The 25,289-nt window shown below is 67.6% G+C and carries 29 protein-coding genes; 9 read left to right on the forward strand and 20 right to left on the reverse strand.

Annotated elements, in window-relative coordinates:
- Window positions 1–105: 105 nt before the first annotated feature.
- The 3 genes from ACI2JZ_RS13300 to ACI2JZ_RS13310 are packed head-to-tail and all read left to right on the forward strand — an operon-like array spanning window position 106 to window position 3,124.
- The gene (locus ACI2JZ_RS13300) at window positions 106–1,353 is read left to right on the forward strand and encodes an extracellular solute-binding protein (RefSeq protein WP_404597983.1); all 1,248 of its coding nucleotides are present in this window, start codon (window positions 106–108) and stop codon (window positions 1,351–1,353) included.
- Window positions 1,353–2,300, forward strand: a complete 948-nt coding sequence (locus tag ACI2JZ_RS13305) for a carbohydrate ABC transporter permease (RefSeq protein ID WP_247957518.1) — start codon at window positions 1,353–1,355, stop codon at window positions 2,298–2,300. Before ACI2JZ_RS13300 ends, ACI2JZ_RS13305 begins: the two co-directional genes overlap by 1 nt.
- Window positions 2,297–3,124, forward strand: a complete 828-nt coding sequence (locus ACI2JZ_RS13310; protein WP_404597984.1) for a carbohydrate ABC transporter permease — start codon at window positions 2,297–2,299, stop codon at window positions 3,122–3,124. The genes ACI2JZ_RS13305 and ACI2JZ_RS13310 overlap by 4 nt, the downstream gene beginning before the upstream one ends.
- A gap of 207 nt (window positions 3,125–3,331) precedes the next feature.
- Here ACI2JZ_RS13310 and ACI2JZ_RS13315 read toward each other — a convergent pair whose 3' ends face one another.
- The 3 genes from ACI2JZ_RS13315 to ACI2JZ_RS13325 all read right to left on the reverse strand — a co-directional run bounded on the left by ACI2JZ_RS13315 (window position 3,332) and on the right by ACI2JZ_RS13325 (window position 6,246).
- Window positions 3,332–4,285 (reverse strand): RimK family alpha-L-glutamate ligase, encoded by a 954-nt coding sequence (locus tag ACI2JZ_RS13315; RefSeq protein ID WP_247957516.1) that lies wholly within the window; start codon window positions 4,283–4,285, stop codon window positions 3,332–3,334.
- A gap of 63 nt (window positions 4,286–4,348) precedes the next feature.
- Window positions 4,349–5,851 carry a SulP family inorganic anion transporter gene (locus tag ACI2JZ_RS13320; protein WP_247633112.1) on the reverse strand — a complete coding sequence of 501 codons (1,503 nt, stop codon included), beginning with the start codon at window positions 5,849–5,851 and terminating at the stop codon, window positions 4,349–4,351.
- Between the two features lie 65 nt (window positions 5,852–5,916).
- Window positions 5,917–6,246: a hypothetical protein gene (locus ACI2JZ_RS13325; RefSeq protein WP_404597985.1), complete on the reverse strand. Its 330-nt coding sequence runs from the start codon at window positions 6,244–6,246 to the stop codon at window positions 5,917–5,919.
- A gap of 104 nt (window positions 6,247–6,350) precedes the next feature.
- Here ACI2JZ_RS13325 and ACI2JZ_RS13330 point away from each other — a divergent pair, with 104 nt between their 5' ends.
- Window positions 6,351–6,740 (forward strand): NINE protein, encoded by a 390-nt coding sequence (locus ACI2JZ_RS13330; protein ID WP_404597987.1) that lies wholly within the window; start codon window positions 6,351–6,353, stop codon window positions 6,738–6,740.
- 48 nt (window positions 6,741–6,788) lie between these two features.
- Here ACI2JZ_RS13330 and ACI2JZ_RS13335 read toward each other — a convergent pair whose 3' ends face one another.
- A complete protein-coding gene (locus tag ACI2JZ_RS13335; protein WP_404597988.1) occupies window positions 6,789–7,118 on the reverse strand; it encodes a hypothetical protein in 330 nt (109 codons plus the stop codon).
- Between the two features lie 214 nt (window positions 7,119–7,332).
- Window positions 7,333–7,659 carry a low molecular weight protein tyrosine phosphatase family protein gene (locus tag ACI2JZ_RS13340; RefSeq protein ID WP_404597989.1) on the reverse strand — a complete coding sequence of 109 codons (327 nt, stop codon included), beginning with the start codon at window positions 7,657–7,659 and terminating at the stop codon, window positions 7,333–7,335.
- Between the two features lie 78 nt (window positions 7,660–7,737).
- Between ACI2JZ_RS13340 and ACI2JZ_RS13345 the strand changes: the two genes are divergently transcribed.
- Window positions 7,738–8,100, forward strand: coding sequence for a UBP-type zinc finger domain-containing protein (locus ACI2JZ_RS13345; RefSeq protein ID WP_404597991.1), 363 nt, complete (start codon window positions 7,738–7,740; stop codon window positions 8,098–8,100).
- Between the two features lie 34 nt (window positions 8,101–8,134).
- On the opposite strand, the gene ACI2JZ_RS13350 is transcribed toward ACI2JZ_RS13345, so the two are convergent.
- The 4 genes from ACI2JZ_RS13350 to ACI2JZ_RS13365 form a co-directional block, all read right to left on the reverse strand.
- Window positions 8,135–8,536, reverse strand: coding sequence for a hypothetical protein (locus ACI2JZ_RS13350; protein ID WP_404597993.1), 402 nt, complete (start codon window positions 8,534–8,536; stop codon window positions 8,135–8,137).
- Between the two features lie 42 nt (window positions 8,537–8,578).
- Window positions 8,579–9,088: a thermonuclease family protein gene (locus tag ACI2JZ_RS13355; protein WP_404597994.1), complete on the reverse strand. Its 510-nt coding sequence runs from the start codon at window positions 9,086–9,088 to the stop codon at window positions 8,579–8,581.
- A 189-nt stretch (window positions 9,089–9,277) separates the two neighbouring features.
- A complete protein-coding gene (locus ACI2JZ_RS13360) occupies window positions 9,278–9,622 on the reverse strand; it encodes a hypothetical protein (protein ID WP_247623687.1) in 345 nt (114 codons plus the stop codon).
- A gap of 196 nt (window positions 9,623–9,818) precedes the next feature.
- Entirely contained in the window at window positions 9,819–10,769 is a 951-nt protein-coding gene (locus tag ACI2JZ_RS13365) for a manganese catalase family protein (protein ID WP_404597995.1), read from the reverse strand.
- A gap of 182 nt (window positions 10,770–10,951) precedes the next feature.
- Between ACI2JZ_RS13365 and ACI2JZ_RS13370 the strand changes: the two genes are divergently transcribed.
- Window positions 10,952–11,521, forward strand: coding sequence for a sugar O-acetyltransferase (locus ACI2JZ_RS13370; RefSeq protein WP_404597997.1), 570 nt, complete (start codon window positions 10,952–10,954; stop codon window positions 11,519–11,521).
- A gap of 131 nt (window positions 11,522–11,652) precedes the next feature.
- Here ACI2JZ_RS13370 and ACI2JZ_RS13375 read toward each other — a convergent pair whose 3' ends face one another.
- Window positions 11,653–12,459 (reverse strand): helix-turn-helix domain-containing protein, encoded by an 807-nt coding sequence (locus ACI2JZ_RS13375; RefSeq protein WP_404597998.1) that lies wholly within the window; start codon window positions 12,457–12,459, stop codon window positions 11,653–11,655.
- Between the two features lie 95 nt (window positions 12,460–12,554).
- Complete coding sequence (locus ACI2JZ_RS13380) at window positions 12,555–12,986, reverse strand: hypothetical protein (protein ID WP_404598000.1); 432 nt, start codon at window positions 12,984–12,986, stop codon at window positions 12,555–12,557.
- A 796-nt stretch (window positions 12,987–13,782) separates the two neighbouring features.
- Here ACI2JZ_RS13380 and ACI2JZ_RS13385 point away from each other — a divergent pair.
- Both ACI2JZ_RS13385 and ACI2JZ_RS13390 read left to right on the forward strand, forming a co-directional pair.
- Window positions 13,783–14,148 carry a hypothetical protein gene (locus ACI2JZ_RS13385; protein ID WP_404598001.1) on the forward strand — a complete coding sequence of 122 codons (366 nt, stop codon included), beginning with the start codon at window positions 13,783–13,785 and terminating at the stop codon, window positions 14,146–14,148.
- Between the two features lie 28 nt (window positions 14,149–14,176).
- A complete protein-coding gene (locus ACI2JZ_RS13390) occupies window positions 14,177–14,707 on the forward strand; it encodes a hypothetical protein (protein ID WP_404598003.1) in 531 nt (176 codons plus the stop codon).
- Window positions 14,708–14,717: 10 nt separating this feature from the next.
- On the opposite strand, the gene ACI2JZ_RS13395 is transcribed toward ACI2JZ_RS13390, so the two are convergent.
- Window positions 14,718–15,014: a hypothetical protein gene (locus ACI2JZ_RS13395; protein ID WP_404598004.1), complete on the reverse strand. Its 297-nt coding sequence runs from the start codon at window positions 15,012–15,014 to the stop codon at window positions 14,718–14,720.
- A 97-nt stretch (window positions 15,015–15,111) separates the two neighbouring features.
- On the opposite strand from ACI2JZ_RS13395, the gene ACI2JZ_RS13400 reads away from it, so the two are divergent.
- Entirely contained in the window at window positions 15,112–15,411 is a 300-nt protein-coding gene (locus ACI2JZ_RS13400; protein WP_404598005.1) for a hypothetical protein, read from the forward strand.
- A gap of 104 nt (window positions 15,412–15,515) precedes the next feature.
- Here the strand turns inward: ACI2JZ_RS13400 and ACI2JZ_RS13405 are convergent, their stop codons facing one another.
- The 8 genes from ACI2JZ_RS13405 to ACI2JZ_RS13440 all read right to left on the reverse strand — a co-directional run bounded on the left by ACI2JZ_RS13405 (window position 15,516) and on the right by ACI2JZ_RS13440 (window position 25,242).
- Complete coding sequence (locus ACI2JZ_RS13405; protein WP_404598006.1) at window positions 15,516–17,660, reverse strand: endonuclease/exonuclease/phosphatase family protein; 2,145 nt, start codon at window positions 17,658–17,660, stop codon at window positions 15,516–15,518.
- 222 nt (window positions 17,661–17,882) lie between these two features.
- Window positions 17,883–18,617, reverse strand: a complete 735-nt coding sequence (locus ACI2JZ_RS13410) for a GntR family transcriptional regulator (protein ID WP_404598008.1) — start codon at window positions 18,615–18,617, stop codon at window positions 17,883–17,885.
- Between the two features lie 118 nt (window positions 18,618–18,735).
- A complete protein-coding gene (locus ACI2JZ_RS13415) occupies window positions 18,736–19,089 on the reverse strand; it encodes a hypothetical protein (RefSeq protein WP_404598009.1) in 354 nt (117 codons plus the stop codon).
- A 161-nt stretch (window positions 19,090–19,250) separates the two neighbouring features.
- Entirely contained in the window at window positions 19,251–21,497 is a 2,247-nt protein-coding gene (locus tag ACI2JZ_RS13420; protein WP_404598010.1) for a glycoside hydrolase family 3 N-terminal domain-containing protein, read from the reverse strand.
- Window positions 21,497–22,528, reverse strand: a complete 1,032-nt coding sequence (locus tag ACI2JZ_RS13425) for an ABC transporter permease (protein WP_404598011.1) — start codon at window positions 22,526–22,528, stop codon at window positions 21,497–21,499. The genes ACI2JZ_RS13420 and ACI2JZ_RS13425 overlap by 1 nt, the downstream gene beginning before the upstream one ends.
- 1 nt (window position 22,529) lies before the next feature.
- On the reverse strand, window positions 22,530–23,618 hold the full coding sequence (locus ACI2JZ_RS13430; protein WP_404598013.1) for an ABC transporter permease: 1,089 nt from the start codon (window positions 23,616–23,618) through the stop codon (window positions 22,530–22,532).
- Window positions 23,615–24,421, reverse strand: coding sequence for an ABC transporter ATP-binding protein (locus ACI2JZ_RS13435; RefSeq protein WP_247633128.1), 807 nt, complete (start codon window positions 24,419–24,421; stop codon window positions 23,615–23,617). The genes ACI2JZ_RS13430 and ACI2JZ_RS13435 overlap by 4 nt, the downstream gene beginning before the upstream one ends.
- Complete coding sequence (locus tag ACI2JZ_RS13440; protein ID WP_247633129.1) at window positions 24,418–25,242, reverse strand: ABC transporter ATP-binding protein; 825 nt, start codon at window positions 25,240–25,242, stop codon at window positions 24,418–24,420. Before ACI2JZ_RS13440 ends, ACI2JZ_RS13435 begins: the two co-directional genes overlap by 4 nt.
- Between the last annotated feature and the right edge of the window lie 47 nt (window positions 25,243–25,289).

The following is a 25,289-nucleotide window of genomic DNA, read 5'->3' on the forward strand; positions in this document are numbered from 1 at the left end:
GTGACCGCATGCCCCCACGTCCGAGAGACTCATGCCACGGGCATCCGCCCGACCTTCTCCCGACGATCGGTCACAGCCCGGTCGAGCTAAGGATCCCGCACCCTCATGAGCACCTCTCGCACGCGCGCCACCCGGGTCGCGCTGTCGGCCGCCGCCGGAGTCGCCTCCGTCGTCCTCCTCGCCGGTTGCACCGGTTCGTCCGCCCCGTCGAGCTCCTCCGGTGACGCCGATGACTTCGAGGGCGTCGAGCTGACGTCGTGGAGCAGCATCGACTTCGACCCGTACCAGACGCTGCAGAAGGAGTACTTCGAGAAGTGCGCCGCCGACCTCGGCATCACGATCGACGCCCAGACCCTCTCGGGCGACTACACGACCAGCCTGCTGCAGGCGGCGAGCTCGAAGTCGCTGCCCGACATCGCCCTCGTCAACACCGACACCCAGCTGCCGACGCTCGCAGCGCAAGGAGTGCTCTCCGACCTCGACACCCTCGGCCTCACGACCGACGGTCTCGCCGAGCCGGTCGCCGCCCTCGGCGAGTACGAGGACACGTTCTACGGTCTGCCCACGCAGGTCGAGGACTACTCGGTCTTCTACAACAAGGCGTACTTCGAGGAGGCGGGCATCACCGAGCTGCCGACCACCTTCGACGAGCTCATCGCCGCCGCCAAGGCCACCACCACCGCCGACCACTACGGCATCGCGCTGCCCGGCATCGCGGGCGACGGCTCGACGTCGTCGTACTTCCTGCCGTTCCTGCTGAGCGCGGGCGGCGACCCGGCCGACCTCACCAGTGACGGCGCGGTCGCGGCGGTCGACCTCTACAAGACCCTCGTCGACGACGGCAGCCTCTCGAAGGAGTTCGTCAACTGGGGCTGGGACGGCATCGACCAGTGGAAGTCCGGCAAGGCCGCGATCACGGTCTCGGGCCCCTGGAACCTCGTCGACACGAGCCTCGACTTCGAGTACGGCACGTTCTCGGTGCCGGCCGCGACCAGCGCCGACGAGAGCAGCGTCGGACTCCTCGGCTACGCCTACACCGTGCCGGTGCAGGGCGACGAGAAGCGCGAGAAGGCGGCGGCCGCTCTGATCGAGTGCCGCGCCTCGGAGGAGAACCAGGTCGACACCGCGGTGCAGGGCGGGTACGTCCCGGCGCTGACGTCGGCCCAGGATGCCTTCGTCGCCGAGGTCCCGGCCGCCGAGGCCTTCGTCACCCCCGTCGCGAACGCCTTCAACCCGGCGACGCTCGGAACCGAGTGGAGCGCCCTGCAGGCGAAGTACGTCGACGCGCTGCAGAACGCGACCGTCAACGGCGTGAGCGCCGAGGAAGCGCTGAGCAAGGCCGACCAGGGTTGATGACAGCCGCTGCCACAGCGCCGAAGCGGCCGGGGACTCGTGTCTCCGGCCGCTTCGGCCTGACCCTGGTGCGGCGACGGAACCTCGAGCTGTGGGCCTTCCTGGTGCCCGCGATCCTGTTCTTTGCCGCGTTCTTCCTGTTCCCCCTCGGGTACGGCGTGTTCATGAGCACGACCGACTTCACGACCGGCACCTTCATCACCGGCGAGGCGCCGTTCGTCGGGTTCCAGAACTTCATCGACATCTTCCGCGCGGATGCCACCGGTATCGCGATCGTGAACACCCTCACCATCACTGTCGTCGCCGTGATCTCCGAGCTCGTGATCGGCCTCGCGCTCGCACTGCTGTTCACGCGGCGCTTCCCGGGCAGCCGCTGGTTGCCCGCTCTCATCCTCATCCCGTGGCTGCTGCCGGCCGTCGTCGTCGCGACGATCTGGAAGTCGCTGCTCGCGGGAGACGGAGCGATCAACGACATCCTCGGATTCCTCGGCCTGCCCGGCAACGCCTGGCTCGCCGATCCCGCCACCGCCCTCGCCGCCGTGATCATCGTGACCGTGTGGGCGAGCCTGCCGTACTGGTCGACGATTCTCGCCGCGGCCCTCAAGCAGGTGCCGGTCGAGCACCTCGAAGCGGCATCCCTCGACGGGGCCGGGGCGTTCAAGCGCCTGTGGCACATCATCATCCCCAGCATCTGGCCCGTCATCTCGGTGCTCGTCGTCATGAGCGTCGTCTTCAACCTGCTGATCGTCGACCTCGTGCTCGCGCTCACCCAGGGCGGCCCCGCCAACAGCACCATGACCCTCGGCGTGCTCTCGTACCGTTCGGCGTTCAGCCTGTTCGAGTTCGGGCACGCGGGCGCCTACGGCATGCTGCTGCTCGTCATCAGCCTCGGCTTCGCCGCCGTCTACACGTGGCTCTCCGCCCGACAGGAGCGTGCCGAGCGATGAGCACACGCACTCCCCGCCGCAGCCGCGGCTGGTTCTGGACCGCGCTCACGGTCTCGATCCTCATCGTCTACCTGTTCCCCATCTACTGGATGATCTCGGCATCCCTCCAGCCCGATGCCAACTCCACCGACACCGCGTGGTTCCCGACCGCCCCGGCCCTCGACGGGTACGTGACGGCGTTCGAGGACGGCGGCCTCGACGGCCTGCGCGTCAGCCTGATCACCGCGATCGGATCGGTGCTGCTGACCCTCGTCGTCGCGGTGCCCGCCGCCTACTCGCTCAGCCGGCTGCGGTCGCGGGCGGTGAGCCTGGGACTCGTCATCCTGTTGCTCGCGCAGATGATCCCGAGCATCGTGCTCGCGAACTCCTTCTACGCGATGTTCAACACGTGGGGCACGCTGAACAGCTACATCGGGCTGATCCTCGCGAATGCGACCGCCGGCATCCCGTTCGCGATCATCCTGCTGCGCTCGTTCATGCTGCGCCTCGACACCGAGGTCATCGAGGCCTCCACCCTCGACGGACTCGGACCGGTCGGGTCGCTGTGGCGTGTGGTCGTGCCGCTGTCGCGCAACGCGATCATCACGGCCGGGGTGTTCACGTTCCTCTTCGCCTGGGGTGATCTGCTGTTCGGCCTCACCCTCGTCACGAAGACCGACATGTATCCCGTGACCGTGTTCATCTACGCGCTCGCGAACTCGAACATGAACACGTGGGCGGCGACGATGGGGGCATCCCTCATCGCGAGCCTCCCGGCGCTCGTGCTGGTTCTCGCCGCTCAGCGGTACGTCAAGGAGGGCGTCATCGCCGGCAGCGGGCGGTAGCGCTTCGGCGGCACGTGGCACTAACTCAGGAAGAATGCCCCCGAATCCGCGGAATCGGGGGCATTCTGGCGACTTCGAGGCGGTTTGTCCTGAGTTAGGTACGGAGTTCCGGGTGCACAACTCCGGAAGAAAGCCCCCGGAACGCTGGTTCCGGGGGCTTTCGCAGGCTCAAGGCCCGATTCTCAGGAGTTATGAACGCGCGAGGCGTCAGACTCCGACCGGCGCGGTGTCGCGGGCGAGCAGTCCGCCGAGGAAACTCGCGATCGTGCGCGGGCCCGAGACGGCGGCGGTGGCCTCGACGTCGGGGTTGTAGTTCGTGTTCGTGTTCACGTCGTAGGTGACGAAGCGGCCGTCGACGGTCTCGATGAACTCGATGCCCGCGACCGTGATGCCGGCGTCCTTCAAGAATGCGAGGTACTGCTGCACGAGCGGATGCTGCGCCGTGATCTCCTCGCGGATGCGGAACAGCGGCTCGGGCTCGACGCCGTCGGCGCCGGGCAGCGCGCACGCCTCGGCCGGGCACAGCTCGAAGCTGCCCGCGCTGGTGTCGACGCGCACGGCGTAGACGAACTCCCCACCGGCGAACTCGACCCGGGTGACGAACGGGGCGGCGGCGAAGAGGTTCTCCTGCAGCAGCGTGATGCCGTCGGGCGAGGCCTCGAACTCGGGGCCGTCGACCCAGGCGTCGAACTCGTCGTGGCTGTCGTGGCGGCGCACGCCGAGACCCTTGCCGCCCTGGTTGTGCTTGCTGATGAAGGGGGCGGTGAACTCGCGGGCGCGCTCCTTGAGCGCGGCGGTGCCGAAGACGGCGATGGTGCGCGGCACCTCGATGCCGGCGCGTTGCAGTGCGGCGTGCTGGGCGGCCTTGCTGACCTCGAGCTCGAGCACGGGGCTGCCGTTCACGACGGTGCGACCGGATGCTTCGAGCCACCGCAGCACGGCACGGCCGAACTCCTTCGAGTCGCCGTGGTCGCGCGTGTGGGCCGAGGCGCTCAGCCGCGACCAGAACACGCCCGCGGGCGGTTCGGCGTTGAGGTCGATCGACCCGTCGGTGAGCAGCCATTCCTGCGCGGGCACGCCTTCGGCCTCGAAGGCCGCGGCGAACGGCGGGAACCATTCGGCGTTCTCGTGGATCACGTACACGCGGGGCTCTGCAGTCATACCCTCACGCTAAATCACCCCGAAGCCCCGAGGGTCGGTCGCCGTGATGCAGCGTAATGCGCGCTACCCCTCGCCGCCGAGCTGCCCCGTCAGTCGCCCGTGGAACGCACCGCTCGCCTCGTTCAGCCCGACGAGTTCGACGGACGTGCCGTGCCGGGCGTACTTCGTCTCGATCGCGTCGAGCGCGGCGACGGTCGAGGCATCCCACACGTGCGATCGGGACAGGTCGATGACCACCCGTGCGGGGTCGGCGGCGTACTCGAACATCGTCGTGAGGTCGTTGCTCGACGCGAAGAACAGGGCTCCGTCGACCACGTAGGTCGCGACCTCGCCGTCGTCCGAGACGGTGCGGGTGACCGAGACGACGTGCGCCACCCGGCGCACGAACAGGACGGATGCCGTGATCACTCCCGCCACGACCCCGACCGCGAGGTTGTGGGTGAGCACAACGGCGACGACGGTGACGATCATGACGAACGTCTCGCTCTTCGGCATCCGCTTGAGGGTCGACGGACGGATGCTGTGCCAGTCGAACGCACTGATCGAGATCATGATCATGACGGCGACGAGTGCGGCCATCGGGATCGTCGAGACGAAGTCGCCGAACACGACCACGAGCAGGAAGAGGAAGACGCCGGCGAAGAACGTCGAGATGCGGGTGCGGGCGCCGGAGCGCACGTTGATCATGGTCTGGCCGATGACGGCGCATCCGCCCATGCCACCGAAGATGCCCGACAGCATGTTCGCCGCGCCCTGCGCCCAGGCCTCGCGGGTCTTGCGGGAGTGGGTGTCGGTGATCTCGTCGACGAGCTTCGCGGTCATCAGCGACTCCATGAGTCCGACGAGTGCGACGCCGAGCGCGTACGGCGCGATGATCGTGAACGTCTCCCACGTGAACGGCACGTTCGGGATGAAGAGTTCGGGCAGGCTGCGCGGCAGGGCGCCCTGGTCGCCCACGGTGGGCACGTTGATCGCGAACACCAGCACGACGGCGGTCACGATGACGACCGACACGAGGGGCGCCGGCACCAGCTTGGTGATCTTGGGCATGAAGATCATGACGAGGATGCCGAGCGCGACGAGCGGATACACCAACCACGGCACCCCGATGAGCTGCGGCACCTGGGCGCTGAACACGAAGATCGCGAGCGCGTTCACGAACCCGGTCATGACGCTGCGGGGGATGAAGCGCATGAGCTTCGCGACGCCGAGCACGGCCATCAGCACCTGGAAGACGCCGGCGAGGATGACGGTGGCGATGAAGTAGTCCATGCCGTACGTCGGGGCGACGGGCGCGATCACCAGGGCGACGGCGCCGGTCGCGGCGGTGATCATGGCGGGGCGTCCGCCGAGGAACGAGATCGCGATCGCCATGATGAACGACGAGAACAGACCGACGGCCGGGTCGACGCCGGCGATCACCGAGAACGAGATCGCCTCGGGGATCAGCGCGAGACCGACGACGAGGCCGGCGAGCACCTCGCGCGTCAGCAAACGGGGGCTCTTCAGCGCGGTGAGCACGGAGGGATTCGCGCGATAGCGCGCGCGGTCGTCGACGGAGGTCACGGATGCTCCAGAGGGGGTGATGGGCCCGATGGGGCCGATCCACTCTATGCCGCGGGGAGAGGCATTCAGATTGCGTCGAGATCGAGGTGCGCCTCCACTGTGCTGATGGTCTTCCCCATCGCGCGTGCGTAGTGGATTTCACGACGAGTCGCTTCTCCGATGTAGCCGCCCTCGCTCACAATACGAACGTCGTCGGCGAGGTCAATCCGCCTCAGGTGCAGCTCACCAAGAGCAGCGCGCATAGTCATCGTAATTTCGCCGCTCACTGCTTCTGGAGCGAGCACGATTATGCCGAGTGCGGTCAGTCGTCTCCGCTCGGAGTCAAACAGGTCGGGAAAGCGCAGCGAACCGCAAAGGCACACCACCCTCGGGCTCTCGATCCCCCTGCGCCTCATACGTTCAGTCTGCCCCAGAGCCACATCGGGACGGATATCCTTCCGACGCCCTAAACGACGTGGGGCCGCCCGCTCACTGCTCTCAGTGCCGATGGATTCAGTTCGTGACTTCTCCGAACACCACACCTCCCACCGCCGGGTGGCATGTCAATGCACGCGGACAACAGCAGTGGTGGGACGGAACCTCATGGGGACCGATCGCTCCGCAGCATTCGGCGCCGACACCGATCAAGACCCGAACTGCCGCGAACCTGTTGTGGCTATTTCTCGGCGGATTCGGGGCTCACCGCTTTTACCTCCGCAGGTTCAGCACCGCGTGGATGTTCCCGGTGATGGCGATCACGCAAGCGATCTTCCTCGCCAGCGGGCACCCCACGTCACGCAACATCGGACTCTGCATCCTGGTCGCGCTCGTGGGGTGGCTTTTCGTCGATCTTTTCCGCATCCCCATCCTTGTCGACAACGCCAACGGAGTCGCGCGTCCTCTTTACTGATCGCCCCACGCCTGGGGTATGCCGTCGCCAGGATTCGTCAACGCTAGATCAGAAGGCAACCAGGAGACGTAGGAACCCGAGGGGCCCTGCGGCAAGAACGACGACCAGCACGAACAGGCCACTGATCACGAGGGCGGCGAGAGCGACCCCGCGCGGCCGCGATCTCCGGACGGTCGCGATGACGCTCAGGATGAGGGCAATGACACCGACCCGCATGAGCATCAGCGCACCTACGGGGTCCAGCCATCCGTAGGGCATAAGTGACGGCAAGGACAGCAACGACAGGATCAGTGCGCTCCAGGCGAGCGCGCCCAGCGGCTTCGCCGGCCTTGCAAACTCGTCGGTTGTGTTGATCCCGCCGACCTTGACGTCACGCATCAGGCCCCCTTCAGCGGACCGCGATCGACAGCATCAGGAACAGCGCCCCAGGCCCCCGAAGAAGACGGCGAACGTGATCGTCGATACGAGGGTCAGCCACAGCCAGCCGAGCCGCTGCTCTGCGCGCCTCTGCAGAGACATCATGTTCGGGTGCGGTCATGCCCGTTCCTCTCCCCCTGAAGCTCCGAACCTAGCAGTGCCCCGACACGAACCCTCAGCGCCCTCGAAGATGGGGAGGGACCTTGCGCTGAAGAAGGTCGACCAACTGCGGGTCCATGAATTCGAAGTCATCGGGGATGTCGAGCACGACGATCCGCAGACCTCGCAGGTGCGGCATGAACCGTCTGCTGATCTCGCTCTTGTGCCGTTTCTCCATCACCAGCACGAGGTCTGCCCAGTCGAGGTCGTCGGGAGTGAGGCGTTCTTCGGCGTCGGGCTTGAGGCCTGCGGAGGCGACGCGGATGCCCGGCCAGTCACGGAAAACGTTCTCGGCCGTCGGACTGCGGAGCCGATTCCGGCTGCACACGAAGAGCACGTTCACTCCGCCAGGTTACGGCTCCGTCGGTGGTGGCCCCAGGAGGGCCTGTCCAAGCGGCGGCCGAACCGCGATGATGGCGGAATGACGACAGATCCCGAGATGATCGACGTGACGGTGCCTCCCAGCGGTACGGGGTGCGTGGAATGCGATGAGACCGGCTCGTGGTGGGTTCACCTGCGACGGTGCGCCGCATGCGGACACATCGGATGCTGCGACGACTCCCCCAACACGCACGCGACGAAGCATTGGAAGGAGACCGGCCATTCCGTGATGCAGAGCTTCGAACCCGGCGAGGACTGGTTCTGGGACTTCCGAGACGAGACCGCGTTCGATGGCCCGTCGCTCGCCGCACCGACGAGCCATCCTGAATCACAGGCCGTTCCCGGTCCGAGCGACCGTCTTCCCGCCGACTGGGCGGACATCCTCAACGGCGGCGGACGCTGAGCGGGAGCGACCGCGCCGAGCTTCTCCGGAGGGTTCAGGAGGCGGCAGTCATGAAGAACACGTAGAGGAGCAGCATCCCTCCGGCGAAGACGGCGAACATGATCGTCGACGACACGGTCAATGATGCGTAGAACCTGTAGCGGCGGTCTTCGCTGTCCACGCCCGTCATCGACTTCACGCTGGCTGTCGCCGCGAGGATTATCACCGTGATCACCCCGATACCGATGCCGAACGGCGTCTTGAACCCCCAGATCTGCGGGAAGAACCACGAGACCGTATTCGTCTCGCCGATGCCGCCGATGAGCGCGCAGATCAGTCCGATCACGTTGATCGCGGTGAGGATCTTGATCCGTCCGTGAGAGTCCGCGCGCGCGTATGCCCTTCTCGCGGCAGCCGTGCGCTCCTCTGCAGTGATGTCACCCTCTGGCGTCGTCATTCTTGCTCCCCCCTCGTCACAGCAACCTCTGAGTGTCAGAACCTAGCAGTGCCCCCACAGCCCGGCTTCGGCGATCTGCGCCGCCCGCTGACCGGCCATGTGGCTGTCCCGATGGACGTACGGCTCGCCGTAGGTGCGCTCACGGGCGTAGCCGGCGCCGATGATGATGTCCTCCGCGAGGTGGTGGTCGATCAGCACATAGCGCAGCAACCGGCCGTACCTGTCTGTGTCACCCTGCGTGCGGTCGGACATGAGCATGACCTCCTGCCCGTAGAGCAGCTCGTCCACGAACGCCCGTGATTCCTCGGCGTAGCAGTCGCTCGCTGCACCGTCGCGACCGATCTCGGGGGCGTCGATTCCGATCAGCCGCACGCGCACCTCGTCGCCGAAGGAGGTCGTGACGTCGATGGTGTCACCGTCGATCACGGCGGCCACCGTGCCCTCCTCGGTGATGACGAGGTCGTCCGCCTCAGCGCTGTCGACGGCGGGAGTGCACCCGGCCAGCAGAAGCGCGGGAATCACCAGGGCGATGCCCGGGATCGCGCGACCCATGAAACTCGAAATCATCTAAACGCCCCCGCGAATGCTCGGAGTTCCATTCTGGCCGAGAGATCGACGACTGCTAACGTCCTCGGCATGACTGAAGGCAAGCCCGGTGCGACGTCGGCCATTCCCGCAGTGCTGGGGGACTGGGGCACCGTCGACTAGCGGCATGCCGTAGAGACACGGATGCCGGTCGGGTCAAGCGAGAGCGAAGGGGTAGCGATCGGCGAGTCCGGGGGATATCCGTTCGAGGGCGTGTCGGATGACGCGATCGGACGAGCGATCGCTCGATTCGAGAACGTTCGCCATCTCGAGCCACTGCGGCAGACTCTCCACGACGAAGGCGAAGCGAGCAGCCGACCGCTGACCCTGCTCATGATCGAAGAAGTAGACCTGAGAGTCGGTGTGGAGCAGCCAGTGGTCTCCTTGGCCGCTCTCTCCGAAAATCCACCAGGCATCGGGCCGTTCGCCCCTCAGCCAGTAGTCGGCGTCGTCGAACTCGAGGTTCTCCCGCCGGGCTCTCGCCTCGCCGAAGAAGATCAAGTCCGGCTCGAGCTCTCCTTCCGACGACGAAAGCGCGTCGAGATACGCCGACGGGAGCCAGTCCGGAAGACCCGATGAGTTCGGTCGCGTTCTCCGACGTGCTGCGGGATCCGAGGAAGAAGGGGGCATCATCCGCGGCCAACGCGTAGCCAGGCCCTCGGATTCATCCTCCGATCCTAGGGTCAGCTCGCGGCGCCTACTTCATCCGCCCGAACGTCGCATCGATGTCGGCCATCTCCATCGCCGCGGTCGCCTCGATGAGCTTGCGCAGCTCGTCGTCGGCGCCCGGTGAGAACTCCTCGGGGCGCTCCGGCGAGATGTTCATCGGGAAGCCCTCGGGCGCCTGCTCGCTCGCGTCGAGCTCGGTGCCGTCGTTCGACGGCGATGCGCCCTGGAAGATCTTGCCCGCCTCGGACTGCGCCGTGAGGTCGAACGAGTAGTTCTTGCTCTGCAGACCGAGGTCGAGGAGCTTCTTCACCTCCGGGAACTGCTCGGCGTTCGTCTTCGGGATCGGCAGCGACGTCCGCCAGTTCACGCCGAGGGTCTCGAGCGCCTTCGCGTAGGCGTTCTCGTGCGCCTGGTCGCGCACGATGAGGTACGAGATCGTCGTGCGCGCGGTCTTGTTGTCGGTCATCTCGTACAGCCGACACTTCTGCAGCCGCCCCGTCGATTCGAGCATGAGGTTGTAGAGCAGGTCGAGCACGAGATTGCCCGAGTTGTACACGTAGCTCCCCGACCACGGGTTGCCCACGGCATCCACCGGCAGCGCGCCCTGCGCGCCGACGAGGTAGTGGTGGATGTTGCTGGTGTCGACGGCGATACTCAGCGGCGCCGCGCCGCCGGCACCGGGCTGATCCACCGGGTCGGTCGGCTTGCCCTGGTACTTCGGCGAACCGTCGAGGAGCCGGGAGATCGTGGTGCCGATCAGTTCGACGTGGCTGATCTCCTCGGTGCCGATCCCCTGGATGAGGTCCTTATACGGCTTGCCGTCGGGGCCGCGGAAGTTGATGCTCTGGAAGAGGTACTGCATCATGGTGCGCATCTCGCCGAACTGACCGCCGAGCCCCTCCTGCAGCGCGTTCGCCGCCGCGGGATCCGGCTCGTCCGCCGCGATCTCGTTGATGAATTCCTGCACGTGGAAATACATGGCGCGCCTCCGTCGGCTCTGTGGGGTGTGCGCTCACCGTGCGCCCCCGCGGCGACTTCACCGCGGCCCTCGACGGATGCCCCGGCACGACGTACCATGCCCCCTCATCGCGAGGTCGCCCCATCGGAGCGTGTACCGACAGGGCATCCCTCATTCGCGCGCCGCGACCTACGGTGGGTCGCATGAACCTCACCGACCTCCTCACCCTCCTGAACGCCGGGGAGACGATCCCCGGCGGATCACCCGGCCACGCGGTGATGCACGAGACGAGCCAGGAGGCGCTCCGCATCGCCGGCGAACTCAACACCGGATACCACGAGCCCAACCGTGTGCGAGAACTCCTGGGTGCGCTGATCGGCACACCCGTCGATGACACGGTCACGCTGTTCCCGCCGTTCACCGCGGACTTCGGCAAGAACATCTCGATCGGCAAGCGGGTCTTCATCAACTCCGGGTGCCGCTTTCAGGATCAGGGCGGGATCACGATCGGCGACGACAGCCTCATCGGTCACAACGTCGTGATCGCCACGCTGCAGCACGGCATCGACCCCCACCGACGTGCCGACCTCCTCCCCGCCCCTGTCAGCATCGGGCGCAACGTGTGGCTGGGCGCGAACGTCACCGTGCTCCCCGGCGTCACCATCGGCGACGATGCCGTCGTCGGCGCAGGGTCCATCGTCACGAAAGACGTGCCCGCCGGGACGGTGGCCCTCGGCTCCCCCGCCCGCGTCATCCGCACCATCGGCGAGTGAGCCGCGTCGGACAGGACGCGGGAGTCACCGATGCGCACCCGCCGGGCGCCGAGCTTGCGTCTCTCGGTGACGGCAGCCGTGGTTCGGATCCGTCGGCGGCTTCCAGAACACCGGAGCCCACCCCATCGTCGTCAGTGGGCGCTCTGGCCACTGAGGGCGTGGAGGTAGCGGAAGGCGGCGAGGTCTGCGGACGTGTGGGGGCTGAAGGTGATGATCGCGTGGGGTGCGGTGAAGATGAAGAGCATGTGCATGACGGCACGCACGGTTCCGAGCCGTGTCGACGTGAACGTGACTTCGACAGGGTGGGGCCGTCGGACGTCGAAGCGGTCCCAGTGAGATCTGACCCCGGGAACCGCATTCGCAAGTTCATCGATGATCTCGCGTATGCGTGGGCTTTCGGGGTCGCTCACGTATCGGAGCGTCGAGAGTACGTCGAGCGCGGTGTCGGTGAGCGTGGGCGGAGTGCTCATGAACGCGGTGATCATGGCAACTGCGGCACTCTCACCCACGGCGAATCCCGGCACCAGCTGTCGTGCGAGAGCATTGGCCGCGACGATGTCGAGATTCATATCGACCAGGAGAGTACCCAACTGAGACATCTCGTCGACGAGCGCGAGCGCGAACGGGCCAGCCGGCTCGTTCGCGGTTGAGGGATGCACCCCACCCCGGGCGACGAGCTGCTCGAGATAAGCCGTGGCGTCTTCGTCGAGCATCAGTGCCCGGCTCAACCCTGCGATGACCTGCGGTGAGGGGCGCGTGCCTCGCCCCTGCTCGAGTCGCAGATAGTACTCGGCGCTGATCGCGGCGAGTCGTGCGACCTCCTCGCGTCGCAACCCCCGAACGCGGCGCCCGGGCTCGCGAGCGATCCCGACGTCCTCCGGTTGGAGGGCGGATCGCCGCGCGGTCAGATAGGAGCCGAGTGCGGTCTGTTCGCGCATCAGTTCCCTCCTGCGTGTGAATGCCCGTACACGGAGGTTCTTCGGAGCGGTCCGAAGATCGGATGGGACCGACTTTCACGTCTCTACGGCGGGACCTAGCTCGCCGCGGTCGCTCGGGCGAGGGTCACCGTCCAGCGGTTCTCGCCGGCGGCATCCTGATCGGCGTTCCAGATCCAGAAGATGTCAGATGCGTGCTGAACGATGCGGGCGTACTTTCCGGCGCCGGGAGGCAGCGTGACGTCGATGAGTCCGCGCGAGTCGAGGTCCAGGAGTTTCTGCTTGCCCTTCCAGGCGCCATTACTGAAGAGCGGGGTCAGGACGGCGTAGTCGCATGACGCGGTGAGCAGGACGTGCACGCCGTGCTTCTTTCCGTCGTCGACCCCGTGAGATCCGCCCCAGACCAGAGAGGCGGAGTCACCGCTGGGACTCGTCCTGATCAGCGCGTAATAGTCCATGCCCCACTTGTTGACCGAAGTCGTCCTCCCACCGGTGGTCGAGACGAGGAGGCTGTCTGCGCGGCTGATCATCGCTTCGACCTTGGGGGGAGCGGCGTGCTCGTAGTTCTCGAGCTGGTCTGCACTCAGGCTGCCCCACGATAGCCAAGACGCTCGTTGTCGCTGGAGATCGAGGTCCAGCACAGCCCAGTGTCGGGGGTGTCCCGTGCGGCTCGTATCGTGCTCGAATGCGATTGGATATCGAGAGCTGTCGCTTGCGCTCGCGGTGGGCGCCATCACTCTCGCGCCGGCAGGGACGATCTCTCGCAGCAACCGACGGTTCTTGATGGGGAGTCTCGTCACGGGGCCTCCGAGTGTCGGATACCACAGCACCTCATCCCGATCGGCGATGACCGCGACGCCTCCCCCGTCCGCGGCCATCAGCGCGGGCTGGCTGCCGTGTTCGTGGGGAGGCACCTCGCTGAGCTCGAACCGGTGCACCCCCGCCTCGTCCACCAGGACGAGACGGTAGCGCCAGTCTTGGGTGCTCAGCACGAGGCATACCAGACGTGTCCCGTCCAGCACGACCGACGCGAGAGGCCTCCCCTCGTGAAGGAACTGCTGCATGGCAACACGGACCAGCTTCATTCGATCTCCGACATCACCCTCGGGCGCAGTCATGTGCATTCCTCTCCCCCGTGCAGGTCCGAACCTAGCAGTGGCCGCAGAGCCCGGCGTCGGCGATCTGCGCCTCCTCCCCTGCGGAGCTGGACACTGCCAGGACCCGCTGGACGATCTCACCTCGCGCCCTGCGTCACGAAACGCGCGGCACCGAGTCATGGATCGTAGTGAGGTAGTTCGGAACGCCGAGTGCAGATATGGAGAAGGCATGGCCATCGTGATCTACGAGGTCGATCGCCCCGTCGACCGCGCCCTCGGCGATGCACAAGTTCAGCAGGTCGGACGACTGCTCGCAGGTCGGGCCGACATCTCACGAGTGTGGGTGTCCGCGATCGATGAGGAGACGGCACGCGCTCATGCGTCAGTGCTCTTCGCCGTCGACGCGATCGACCTGGTCGATGCCGCGCGCATCGCGCAAGCGGCGGCGCAGCAGATCGAGACCGACCTGCAGATTCCCTGCGTCGCGCACCCCGCGAGTCGGACAGGACACGATGCGGTGCCGAACGATCTCGCTGACATGCTGGGTTTGCAACTGCTTCCGACCACCGCCGTCCTGATCACGCTGATCAAATGACCTCACTCGACCCCTGACCCGAAAGATCATGAGCTTCTCGCCCCACGCACCCTTCGCGCAGTTCGACGCGGCTCTCGGCGACAACACGACCGGGAGCTACCTCCCTGCTCGAGCCGAGGTGAGCAACGGGTTCGTGTCGCTCTGGGTCGCGTCACCCGCCGGTTGGACGCAGTACTTCAGCGTGCCCGCCCACGAGGTCGTGGTGAAGTCCGCCGCTCAGCGGATCACACTCGTCGTGCGCGGACGGAGTTATCCGCTGCTGGCGGACCCCCGAGCGGTCGACAGAGCCATCCACCACGGCATCGCCGGTGGGGTCGCGGACATTCTGGACAAGCCCCGGTTCGAGATGGGCGTCGACCTCGCTCGCGGCGTGAGCGTCGCCGGTGGCGCGTACTCGTTCCACCTCGGCGGCGGCCCTGCCTTCATCGCCGCAGCCCAGCAATCCGGCGCCCGCACATCCCGCCTGGGCTACGGCCCTCTCCTGGCGATCGGATGCGGCAGCGGCCTCGCGGTCGTGATCGTGGTGACTCTCGTCACCGTGCTCATGCTCAGCCTCTGAAGCGCATCCGTCAGCCGAGCGGCTCGGGGTCGAAGTCGTAGAGGCCCCCGTAGGGAAAGGCGTCGTTCCCCGTGTCACGGGGGTCGTGCTGCACCGTCTCGGTGGAGATCACGACGCGGGAGCTCGGGGTGATGAGAACCTTCACCCGCCGATTCCCCACGACGACGAACTCGACGAACGCCGCGGGTCCGTTCGCGGCCGTCTCGATCTGCCGCAGGAGCGCGACGAGGTCTTGTTCCTGGGCGAGGTACGCGCTGACTCCGTCGATCAGGATCTCTGTTCTCTCCATCGTTCGCATGCCGTCCATCCGGGCACGATAAGCCCACGCCGACCCGAGCGCGACCGGGGTTGCGCGCGCACGGATGACCTGCAAGAGACGACCGGCGAGGACGTATGGTTGCTCCATGGGAACCCTGGAGTACAACAGCGCCCGCCCTCCGGTCGAGATCGATGATCGGACGCTGGCGCATCTGAAGATCGTGATCGGCACGAAGTTGCGTCGCCAGGAGAGTTTCATGATGACGTGGCTCCCCGAGGCGAAGAACCCGGCCGGCCGGTTGACCATCTGGATGCATCCGAGCATCCCTCTGGTCTTCGCGTTCGATGAGGCTGCGCTGCCGCCGATCGACGGCCGTCGCATCGAGCGTCTGATGGAGTCGCTCAATTCGCGAGGAGAACTGGTCCTCGACCAGCTCGAGGACTGACCCCGCCGAACCACCCCTTCACGAACGAGCCACCCCCTTCCGCACGGCGCGGAAGGGGGTGGCTCGCACTGAGAGGGGTGGCTCAGCGCCAGGGACGGATGCCGTTACGACTGACGCATCCGGCGGCGCACCATCAGCCCCGCGCCGACCAGCAGCGCCAGAACCGCGGCCCACACCGCCGGCATCAGGATCTCTCCACCGGTCTGGGCAAGCGCATCGCCACCGGCATCCGCACCCGCACTCGGCGCCGCGGTCACGGTGACGGCGGCGGTCACCTCGGTGCCGTCCGGCAGGATCACGACGAGCGTGTGCGCTCCGGCCGGAACGGATGCCGGGATCGTGACGGTCGTCGAGAAGGCTCCCGCGTCCGACGCGGTCACCGTACCGAGAGCGACCGGCGTGGAGCGCAGCTCGAGCTTCAGCTGAGCGCCCGCCGCGAAGCCCGCGCCGCTGACCTTCAGGCTTCCGCCCGCGACCACGCTCGACGATCCGAGCACCACCGCCGGAGCATCCGAACCGGGCACCTCCGCAGCGGTCACGGTGACCGCAGCACTCGTCGCCTCGGCCGGGACGTATCCCTCGAGAGTCCCGCCGACGCGCACCGAGAGCGCACGACCTGCGAAGTCCGCCGGGATCGAGAAGGTGGCCGAGGTCGCACCCTCGATGGCCTCGCCATCCGCCAGCCACTGGAACGAGAACGCGGTGCCCTCGGTCCACTCGCCGGTCACCGCGGTGACCTCGGCGCCGACCGTCGCCGTTCCGGTGATCGACGGCGTGCCGACGACGAGCTCGCCGAGCTCGGGCTCCGCCGCCTGGCAGGCCTCGCCGCAGATGACGAAGTCGGACTGCAGGCCCTTGTGGTCGCTGGTCCACAGCGTCTGCGGGGTGAAGATCTCCTCGTCCGAGACGGGCAGGGCGCGGGCGCCGCGCACGATGTCGCCCTTCGGTCCGACGATGCGCGTGCCCGTCAGGGTGAGGCGGTCGTCCGGAGCGAAGAAGATGTAGTCGATGCGGTCGCGCTCGTCGGCCTCGGGCGCCCACGCGAGCTGCGAGACGCTGACGTTGGGGGTGTCGGCCGGCCACGTGAAGCCCGGGTGGGTCACTGGGTCGGGGTACACGGCGCGGTACGCGTCGACGAGACCGCCGTCGCGGAGGATGCGGGAGGTCTGCCACGGGGCGACGACCCCGTTGTGGTCGTAGAGGTTCGCCGTGCTCTCGGTCCAGTCGAGCACCGACGGCTCGTTCATGTCGGCGCCCATGATGGTGAGGCGTCCGGCCTCGCGCTCGTTCGCCATGTCGGCGGTGAGGGCCGCAGCGGATGCCGGTCGCCCGGATGCCTCGTTCGCCGCGAGGATCTGCGGCACATCGGTCACGGGACCGCTCAGCTTGTTCCACCCGCGCCACTCGGCCGGGAACCCGGAGCCGAGCACGTCGCCCGCGTATCCGCGGGGAAGGTAGGTGGCGTAGTAGCGGTACTCGAGGTGGCCTCCGTACGCGGCGATCTGGGTATCGCCCACCTGCACGATCGCCTTGGTCCATCCGCCCTGGGTGCCGGGCGTCGTGACGACGCCCACGTCGACGATCGGATAGCGCGAGATGACACCCGCACTGCCGCCCGTGGAGTGGAAATCGAAGCCGAGGTCGCGGGCGACGGCTGCTGCCGCGCTCTGCGCCTCCTCGACGAAGATCAGGTCGGCGCCGATCTCGGCGAGCATCGTCGCGTCGCTGGTCTTGCCCCAGACGTTGAGCTGCACGACCGACAGGTCGATCGGCTTCGTCGGGTCGACCTCCGGGCCCTCACCGGGCTCTCCGGTGCCCGGCTCTGCCGCGATGGTGAACGTCGCCGGCTCGCTGACGCGGGAGTAGCCGTCGTTGTAGAGGTACTCGACGCGGTAGTTCCCCGCGGCCAGCGGGTTGCCCGCACGGTCGTTCGTGGGCAGCTGCACCGTGCCGGTCGCGCCGGGCGCGTAGGCCCAGGCCATGCCGCAGGCATCGCAGGGCTCGGGTCGGGACTCGGGGTAGATCGCCAGCCAGTTCGTGGCCGTCGGGCGATCGGTCGAGTAGGCGACCGAGAGGGTATCCCCGACGGCGACGTCGGAGCTTTCGAGGGTGATCTCGGATGCCGCGGCGGCGGTTGCGGGCGACGCGGCGAGCAGCGGCGACACGAGGAGCGCCCCTGCTGCGGCGAGTGCGGCGAGCAGGGACGCGCTCCGACGACGGCGCACCACGGGGGGAGGTGACGAGGACATGTCTGACGTGATCCTTCCGGGAACAGTGTCGGCGTCCCCGACGGGACGCCCATCGGAGGTCGTGATCGCCTCCTGTAGCGACAGAACAGCCGCAAGATGACCGGTCGATGAACGCGATTCGTCCGAACGGCGACGGCTGCGGCATCCGCTCCGAATCCGGGAGCCCACGATGCACAGTTGTACAGCCAGGCCCACGGATGCCGTGGGCCGAGGTCGAGCCGCTCAGCCCAGCTCGCGCGTGAGCGAGTATCCCTGCAGCGACGCCTGCATCTGGAACGACATGACATCCGGGAGGTAGCGGTCGTCGCCCGCCTCGATCGCACGACCGTCGGCGGAGTAGCTGACGCGATTCACGCGCAGGAGCGGGCTCGAACGACGCACATCGAGCAGACGGGCGTCTTCGCTCGGAGCCGCGATCGCGTCGATCGACTGCTCGCCCGAGACCATGCGCACGCCGCGCGATTCCAGCGCACCGACCACGGACGGCTCGTCGGGCGACAGCTCCTCGACGATCGGGGCGATCCACGACGGATAGGCGGTGCGCTCGAGCATGACGACGCGCCCGTTCAGAGACCGCAGACGAACGACCTCGAGCACCTCGCCGATGCCGCGACCTCCCCGGAAGCGGCGCACCTCGGTCGCGGTCGCCGGGCGGCGCTGCTGCGTGAGCACGTGCCCGCCGGGTTCCATGCCGCGGCTTGATGCCCACTGCGCGAACGACCGCATCTCCGAGAACCGCTGGCTCTGCACCGTCGTGCGCACCAGCCAGCCCGAACCGCGTCGCGGGGCGATCGCGCCCTGCCGCGCCATGAGCACGAGCGCGTTGCGCACGGTGCCGCGCGAGACCTCGTAGTCGGCCGCGAGATGAGCCTCCGAGGGCAGCATCCCGGTGGCGTCGAATGCGCCCTCGGCGATCTGGATCGTGAGGTCGCGGGCGATCTCGCGATATCGATGCACGAGGCCGCCTCCACTCCGTGGCACCCTCTCCCGAAAGGTACGCTCCGTCGGTCGTCAGCCTATCCATGCGTGAGGGACTCGTCATCACCCGATGATGAGGATGCACCGCACCGTCGCGTCAGAGAATGACGAGGTCGCCGTCTCGATCCTGGACGGCGAGATACTTCGCCAGGTGGCTCACGTCTCGCCGATTTCCTTCGTCATCGACGATGCGAAGGACCCCGCGGCACGACAGTTCCTCGGCCCCGGCCCGTAGAAGATCGATCGCATCCTGAGCCATGCGCGCGGTCAAGCCGTATCTCTCGGGCAGCAGGGCGACGACGGTGAGGCACTCCCCGGAATCGTCGTCGAACGACGTGAACGCGGAAGCGAAGTCACCAGGAAGAGTGGCGACCACCGCCGCGTCGACGTCGGGCTGCACCGATGCGGGTTTGGGCGAGCAGCCGGCCAGTGTCGCGGCAATGGCCAGCACGGCCGCAATCCGCAGACGTCGAGATGTGAGTCTCATCTGTCCAGTGAACCACGGGGCGCTCACGGCGGCGTCTCCGTCAGGAGGCCACCGGCGGCGCGGACTGACCCGAGGCCGACCGACGGGCGCGGGCGATACCACCGGTTCTGACCGGGTGCGTCGGCTCAGCTCACCTCGAACCCCGCCCCGAGCAGCACCTCGACCCGCGACGAGGGGCCGACGAGCAGTTCGAACTCCCCCGCCTCGACCACACGCACGCCCGCGGCATCCACGATGGTGCAGTCGGCCACCGGCACCTCCACCCGCACACGTTCAGACGCACCGGGTGCCAGGTCGACCTGGCGATAGGTCTTGAGCTCGCGATCGGTCCAGCTGACGCTCGTCACGGCATCCCGCACGTAGACCTGCACCGTCTCGCGAACCGGCCGCGAACCCGTGTTCGTCACCGTCACGTGCCCGACGACGATGTCGCCGAGGCCGAGCGACGAACGCTCCAGCGCGAGGTCCGAGTACGCGACCGTCGTGTACGACAGCCCCTCGCCGAAGCCCCAGGCCGGCGCCTGCGTGAGGTCGGCGTAGCGATCGCCGTGCTGCCCGCGGATCTGGTTGTAGTACGTCGGCTGCTGGCCGACGTGCCGGGCGAACGAGATCGGCAGACGGCCCGACGGCTCGACCTCGCCCGCGATGATCTCGGCGATCGCACGGCCGCCCTGCATGCCCGGGCTCGCGGCCCAGATCACGGCGGCGGCCTGCGAGACGGATGCCGGCAGCACGAGCGGCTTCGACGCCATGAGCACCACCACCACGGGTGTGCCGGTCGCGATCACCGCGTCGAGCAGGGCGTTCTGCCCGCCGATGAGTTCGAGCGTGGCGGTCGAACGGCCTTCGCCGACGAGTTCGATGCGGTCTCCGACGACGGCGACCACGACATCGGCGGCCTCTGCGGCGGCGACGGCCTCGGCGATCAGCGCCTCGTCGGGGGCGCACGGCTTAACGATGCGCGGGCGCGGCTGCCCGTCGGGGAACAGCGCTCCCTGCGGGTCGTCCTCGAGGGTGAGGATGTCGGCCCCGCGCGCGTGCGAGACCTCCCAGCCCCCGACACCCGAGAGCCCGTCGAGCACGGTCGTGATCATCTCGCGCGGCTGACCGTCGAGCCATCCGGCCTGGCCCGACCCTCCGGCCCAGTCGCCGAGCTGCGTCTGCGCATCGTCGGCGAGCGGGCCCACGACCGCGACCTTCGTCGGCGCCGCGGCATCCAACGGCAGCACGCCGTCGTTCTCGAGCAGCACGATCGACCGGCGCGCGATCTCGAGGTTCAACTCGGCGTGCGCGGCGCTGCCGACGATCTCGTCGAGGTCGTCGCGCGGCAGACGCGGGTCCTCGAACAGCCCCAGCTCGAACTTGAGGGTGAGGATGCGCGCGGCGGCGGCGTCGAAGGCATCCGCCGGCAGCAACCCGCGCTCGACGGCCTCGAGCGCGCCCTCGAAGAAGCGCGGCGTCGTCATGATCATGTCGTTGCTGGCGCGCGTCGCGGCGGCCGAGGCGTGCGCATAGTCGGGCTGCACGTGCTGCTCCCATACCATCCGACCGACGTTGTCCCAGTCGGTGACCAGGGTGCCGGTGTATCCCCACTCGCCGCGCAGCACGTCGGTGAGCAGCCAGTCGTTGGTGGTGATCGGGATGCCGTCCATCGTCTGGTATCCGAGCATGAACACCCGGCAGCCCTCGCGGGCGACCCGCTCGAACGGCGGCAGGAACCACGAGCGCAGCTTGCGGCGCGAGATGTCGGCCTCGCTGGCGTCGCGCCCGCCCTGCGTCTCGGAGTAGCCGGCGAAGTGCTTCGCGGTCGCGAGCACCGCGGTCGGGTCGTCGAGACCGTCGCCCTGGTAGCCGCGCACCATCGCCGAGGCGAGTTCGCCGATGAGGAACGGGTCCTCGCCGAACGACTCGTCGACACGGCCCCAGCGCAGGTCGCGGGCGATGCACAGCACGGGGGAGAAGGTCCAGTGGATGCCGGTGACGGCGACCTCCTCGGCGGTGGCGCGGGCCACGCGCTCGACGAGCTCGGCATCCCACGAGGCGGCCATGCCGAGTTGGGTCGGGTAGATCGTCGCCCCCGGCCAGAACGAGTGGCCGTGGATGCAGTCCTCGGCGACCAGCAGCGGGATGCGCAGGCGGGTCTGGGCGGTCAGGTCGTTCGCGCGCAGGATGCGCTCGGGCGACGTGTGCAGGATCGACCCGGCGTGACGGCGCAGGACGTGGTCGTCGAGATCGTCGCGCGCGTCGAGCTGCAGCATCTGCCCGACCTTCTCCTCGAGCGTCATGCGCCCGAGGAGGTCGGCGACGCGCTCGTCGATCGAGAGGGCGGGGTCCTGGTACGGCAGAGCCGTGGTGAGGGTGGGAGAGGTCATCACTTCGCGTTCCGGGTCAGGATGGTCGAGGAGTTCTGCGTGTTCGTATCGTCTCGGGTCGAGCTGGGCGGAGCATCCGTATTCGCCATCGGGATGCTGCGCACCGCCGTGACGGCGTCATTCACGTCGAGCCCCTTCTTCTTCATCGCGCGCGCCCGCTCGCCCGCTGAGCGCAGGCGCGGGTTGACGTACTCGTCGATGCCGAAGTTGATGAGCGACAGGGCGACGCCGATGATCGCGATGCAGAGCCCGGCGGGCACGTACCACCACCACAGGCGCGGGAACGCGCCGTTCTGCTGGGCCCAGAACAGGATCGTTCCCCAGTTGAGGTTGTTCACCGGGATCACCCCGATGAACGCGAGCGTCGTCAGGCCCAGGATCGCGGCGGTCACGGTGCCGACGAAGCTCGACGCGATGAGCGCCATGAGGTTCGGCAGCATCTCGACCGTGATGATCCGGCGCAGAGGTTCGCCGTTGGCGCGCGCCGCCTGGATGAAGTCGCGGTTGCGCAGCGACATCGTCTGCGCGCGCAGCACACGCGCACCCCACGCCCAGCCGGTGAGGCCGAGCACCGCGGCGATGAGGATGATCGGCGGGTTGTCGAACTGCGAGGCGATGATGATGATCAACGGGATGCCGGGGATCACCAGGAACACGTTCGTCAGCGCCGACAGCGACTCGCTCTTCCAGCCGCGCACGTAGCCGGCGATGACGCCGATCGTGATCGCGATGACCGTGGCGATCGCGGCCGACAGGAAACCGACCACGATGACGCCGCGGGTGCCGAAGATGATCTGGCTGAGCACGTCCTCGCCCATGTGCGTCGTGCCGAGCCAGTGCTCGAACGACGGCGGTTGGCGCAGCGCCGAGCGGTCCTTCTGGGTCGGGCCGTAGGGCGCGATCCAGTCGGCGAGGATCGCGATGAGCACGAAGATGCCGAGGATGATGAGCCCCGCGATCGACTTGCGGTTGCGGAACATCGCGAACGCCTGCGCGAGCTGCGACCAGAAGGTCTTGCGTGTATCGGTCATCTCAGGCCTCCGTCTGGCGGGTGCGCGGGTCGAGGTACGCGTAGACGACATCGGCGAGGATGTTGGCCGCGAGCACCGAGAGCGTGATCACCAGGAAGACGCCCTGCATGAGCGCGAAGTCCTTGGCGTTGGTGGCGTCGAGCAGCAGCTTGCCGAGGCCGGGGTAGCTGAAGACCATCTCCATGACGATCGTGCCGCCGACGATGAAGCCGATCGAGAGCGCGAAGCTCTGGATCTGCGGCAGCACCGCGTTGCGCGCGGCGTACGCCCAGAGCACGCGCCGGTTCGGCATGCCCTTCGCCTGCGCGACGGTGATGTAGTCCTCGTCGAGAACGGTCAGCATCATGTTGCGCATGCCGAGCATCCATCCGCCGAGCGAGGCGACGATGATCGTCATCGCGGGCAGCGTGCCGTGCATGATCACCTGGCCGATGAAGTCGAGGCTCCACTCGGGAGACTGGCCCTTGTCGTAGGCGTGCGACGACGGGAACCACTTCAGCGTCGACGAGAAGATCGCGATCGCGATGAGCCCCAGCCAGAAGTACGGGATCGTGTTGAAGAAGGTCGTGATCGGGATGAGCGCGTCGAGCCTGCTCCCCCGCTTCCAGCCGACGATCGCGCCACCGACGGTGCCGATGAGGAACGAGATGATCGTTGCGAGGCCCACCAGGCCCAGCGTCCACGGCAGGGCGGCGGCGAGCACCTCGCCCACCGGCCGCAGCCCGTGCAGCGTCGAGATGCCGAGGTCGCCGCGGAACAGCATCCCCCAGTACTCGACGTACTGCTGCCAGATCGACTTGTCGCTGTCGATGCCGAGAAGGATGCGCAGCGACTCCGCCGCCTCCGGGCTGACGTTGCGGTTGCGCGCGAGGTACGAGCTGACCGCGTCGCCCTTCATGAAGCGCGGCAGGAAGAAGTTGATCGTGATCGCGGCCCAGAGGGTGAACAGGTAGAAGCCCGCGCGCCCGAGGAAGAAGCGCCAGGCGACCGGGCGTCGCCCGCGCTCGGCCGTCGTCGCGGTCGTGCCGACCTCGAGCGCGTCCTGCTGGATGAGGTCGTTGTCGTCGAGCTGGGGGAATGCGGTGCTCACAGCGCGCCTCCGTTCGCGGATGCCGAGGCGAAGTGCTTCTCGGGATCGGGGGATGCCGCGCGCAACTCGCGCGTGTACGGGTCCTGCGGGTTCAGGATGACGTCGTCGGCGGTGCCGTACTCGACCACGCGCCCCTGGTTGAGCACCATGATCTCGTCGCTGAAGTGGCGAGCGGTGGCGAGGTCGTGCGTGATGTAGAGCACGCCGAGCCCCTCTTCGCGCTGAAGGTCGGCGAGCAGGGTGAGCACGCCGAGGCGGATCGAGACATCGAGCATCGACACCGGTTCGTCGGCCACCAGGATCGACGGACGCGAGGCCAGCGCGCGGGCGATCGCGACGCGCTGGCGCTGGCCGCCCGACAGCTCGTGCGGGCGGCGATCGATCACGGCATCCGCATCGAGCCGGACCCGCGCGAGCAGCCGCCGAACCTCGTCTTCGGTGTCCTTCTTCGGCACGACGTCGTCGAGGCGGATCGGCCGCTCGAGGTGGTAGCGGATCGAGTGGTACGGGTTGAGCGAGGCGAACGGATCCTGGAAGACCATGCGCAACTGCTGACGGTATCGCCGCAGGCCCTTGCCGCGTCGCGGCACGGGTGCGCCGTCGAGCAGCACCCGACCGCTCGTGGGGGTCTCGAGCTGCGTGAGGATCTTCGCGATCGTCGACTTTCCGCTGCCCGACTGACCGACGAGGCCGAGCGTGCGCCCCGAGTCGAGGGTGAAGCTCACGTCGTCGAGCGCGGTGATCTGCCCGGCGCCGCGCACCGTGTAGGTCTTGGTGATGTTCTGGAACTCGAGGGTGGTCATCGCACCAGCACCCCTCTCTCCCCGGTGAGCCGGGGAAACGACGACAGCAGCGTGCGTGTGTACTCCTGCTGCGGCTGCCGCCAGATCTGCTCGGCGGTGGCGAGCTCGATGATCTCTCCCTCGCGCATGATCGCGATCCGGTCGCTGATCTCGAGCAGCAACGGCAGATCGTGGGTGATGAAGATCACCGAGAAGCCGAACTCGTGCCGCAGCTGCGAGATCTGCTTGAGGATCTCGCGCTGCACCAGAACGTCGAGTGCGGTGGTCGGCTCGTCCATCACCATCAGCTGCGGACGCAGCGCGAGCGCCATCGCGATCATCACGCGCTGGCGCATGCCGCCCGACAGCTCGTGCGGGAACGAGCGCACCCGCTGCCGCCCGACCTTCACGATCTCGAGCAGCTCCTCGGCCTCGGCCCGGCGCTGGCGGCGGTTCATGTCGGGGCGGTGGATCTCGAACACGTCCTCGAGCTGCGACCCGATCGTCGCCACCGGGTTCAGGGCGTTCATGGCGCCCTGGAACACCATCGACACCTTGTCCCAGCGGAAGCGCTGCATCGCATCGACGTCGAGGGAGTTGATGTCGACATCCACACCGGAGGCGTCGTGGAAGGTGACGTCACCACCGGTGATCACGGCCGGCGCCCGCAAGAGACGCTGCACGCCGTACGCGAGCGTGGTCTTGCCGCATCCGCTCTCGCCGGCGAGACCGAGGATCTCGCCGCGCTGCAGTTCGAGGGTGACGTTCTTGACCGCCGCGACGGGCGGATCGACGTCGTACACGACCGAGAAGTCGCGCACGGTGAGGAGGGGGTCTGGCATGGGGGTTCCTTCGTGGGGGTGTCCTTCGTCTCGTCGCTCCGCTCCTC

The sequence above is a fragment of the Microbacterium sp. NPDC087868 genome (assembly GCF_044900755.1).
GTDB lineage: Bacteria > Actinomycetota > Actinomycetes > Actinomycetales > Microbacteriaceae > Microbacterium > Microbacterium galbinum.

What these genes read in the sequence shown, in the direction of transcription:
- ACI2JZ_RS13385 (WP_404598001.1), top strand. Translation starts at nt 13,783, where the DNA reads ATGGCCATCGTGATCTACGAGGTCGATCGCCCCGTCGACCGCGCCCTC.
- ACI2JZ_RS13370 (WP_404597997.1), top strand. Translation starts at nt 10,952, where the DNA reads ATGAACCTCACCGACCTCCTCACCCTCCTGAACGCCGGGGAGACGATC.
- ACI2JZ_RS13380 (WP_404598000.1), bottom strand. Translation starts at nt 12,986, where the DNA reads ATGATCAGCCGCGCAGACAGCCTCCTCGTCTCGACCACCGGTGGGAGG.
- ACI2JZ_RS13395 (WP_404598004.1), bottom strand. Translation starts at nt 15,014, where the DNA reads ATGGACGGCATGCGAACGATGGAGAGAACAGAGATCCTGATCGACGGA.
- ACI2JZ_RS13440 (WP_247633129.1), bottom strand. Translation starts at nt 25,242, where the DNA reads ATGCCAGACCCCCTCCTCACCGTGCGCGACTTCTCGGTCGTGTACGAC.
- ACI2JZ_RS13305 (WP_247957518.1), top strand. Translation starts at nt 1,353, where the DNA reads ATGACAGCCGCTGCCACAGCGCCGAAGCGGCCGGGGACTCGTGTCTCC.
- ACI2JZ_RS13435 (WP_247633128.1), bottom strand. Translation starts at nt 24,421, where the DNA reads ATGACCACCCTCGAGTTCCAGAACATCACCAAGACCTACACGGTGCGC.
- ACI2JZ_RS13405 (WP_404598006.1), bottom strand. Translation starts at nt 17,660, where the DNA reads ATGTCCTCGTCACCTCCCCCCGTGGTGCGCCGTCGTCGGAGCGCGTCC.
- ACI2JZ_RS13325 (WP_404597985.1), bottom strand. Translation starts at nt 6,246, where the DNA reads ATGAGGCGCAGGGGGATCGAGAGCCCGAGGGTGGTGTGCCTTTGCGGT.
- ACI2JZ_RS13350 (WP_404597993.1), bottom strand. Translation starts at nt 8,536, where the DNA reads ATGACGACGCCAGAGGGTGACATCACTGCAGAGGAGCGCACGGCTGCC.
- ACI2JZ_RS13390 (WP_404598003.1), top strand. Translation starts at nt 14,177, where the DNA reads ATGAGCTTCTCGCCCCACGCACCCTTCGCGCAGTTCGACGCGGCTCTC.
- ACI2JZ_RS13400 (WP_404598005.1), top strand. Translation starts at nt 15,112, where the DNA reads ATGGGAACCCTGGAGTACAACAGCGCCCGCCCTCCGGTCGAGATCGAT.
- ACI2JZ_RS13355 (WP_404597994.1), bottom strand. Translation starts at nt 9,088, where the DNA reads ATGGGTCGCGCGATCCCGGGCATCGCCCTGGTGATTCCCGCGCTTCTG.
- ACI2JZ_RS13315 (WP_247957516.1), bottom strand. Translation starts at nt 4,285, where the DNA reads ATGACTGCAGAGCCCCGCGTGTACGTGATCCACGAGAACGCCGAATGG.
- ACI2JZ_RS13365 (WP_404597995.1), bottom strand. Translation starts at nt 10,769, where the DNA reads ATGTATTTCCACGTGCAGGAATTCATCAACGAGATCGCGGCGGACGAG.
- ACI2JZ_RS13300 (WP_404597983.1), top strand. Translation starts at nt 106, where the DNA reads ATGAGCACCTCTCGCACGCGCGCCACCCGGGTCGCGCTGTCGGCCGCC.
- ACI2JZ_RS13345 (WP_404597991.1), top strand. Translation starts at nt 7,738, where the DNA reads ATGACGACAGATCCCGAGATGATCGACGTGACGGTGCCTCCCAGCGGT.
- ACI2JZ_RS13425 (WP_404598011.1), bottom strand. Translation starts at nt 22,528, where the DNA reads ATGACCGATACACGCAAGACCTTCTGGTCGCAGCTCGCGCAGGCGTTC.
- ACI2JZ_RS13375 (WP_404597998.1), bottom strand. Translation starts at nt 12,459, where the DNA reads ATGCGCGAACAGACCGCACTCGGCTCCTATCTGACCGCGCGGCGATCC.
- ACI2JZ_RS13420 (WP_404598010.1), bottom strand. Translation starts at nt 21,497, where the DNA reads ATGACCTCTCCCACCCTCACCACGGCTCTGCCGTACCAGGACCCCGCC.
- ACI2JZ_RS13310 (WP_404597984.1), top strand. Translation starts at nt 2,297, where the DNA reads ATGAGCACACGCACTCCCCGCCGCAGCCGCGGCTGGTTCTGGACCGCG.
- ACI2JZ_RS13335 (WP_404597988.1), bottom strand. Translation starts at nt 7,118, where the DNA reads ATGCGTGACGTCAAGGTCGGCGGGATCAACACAACCGACGAGTTTGCA.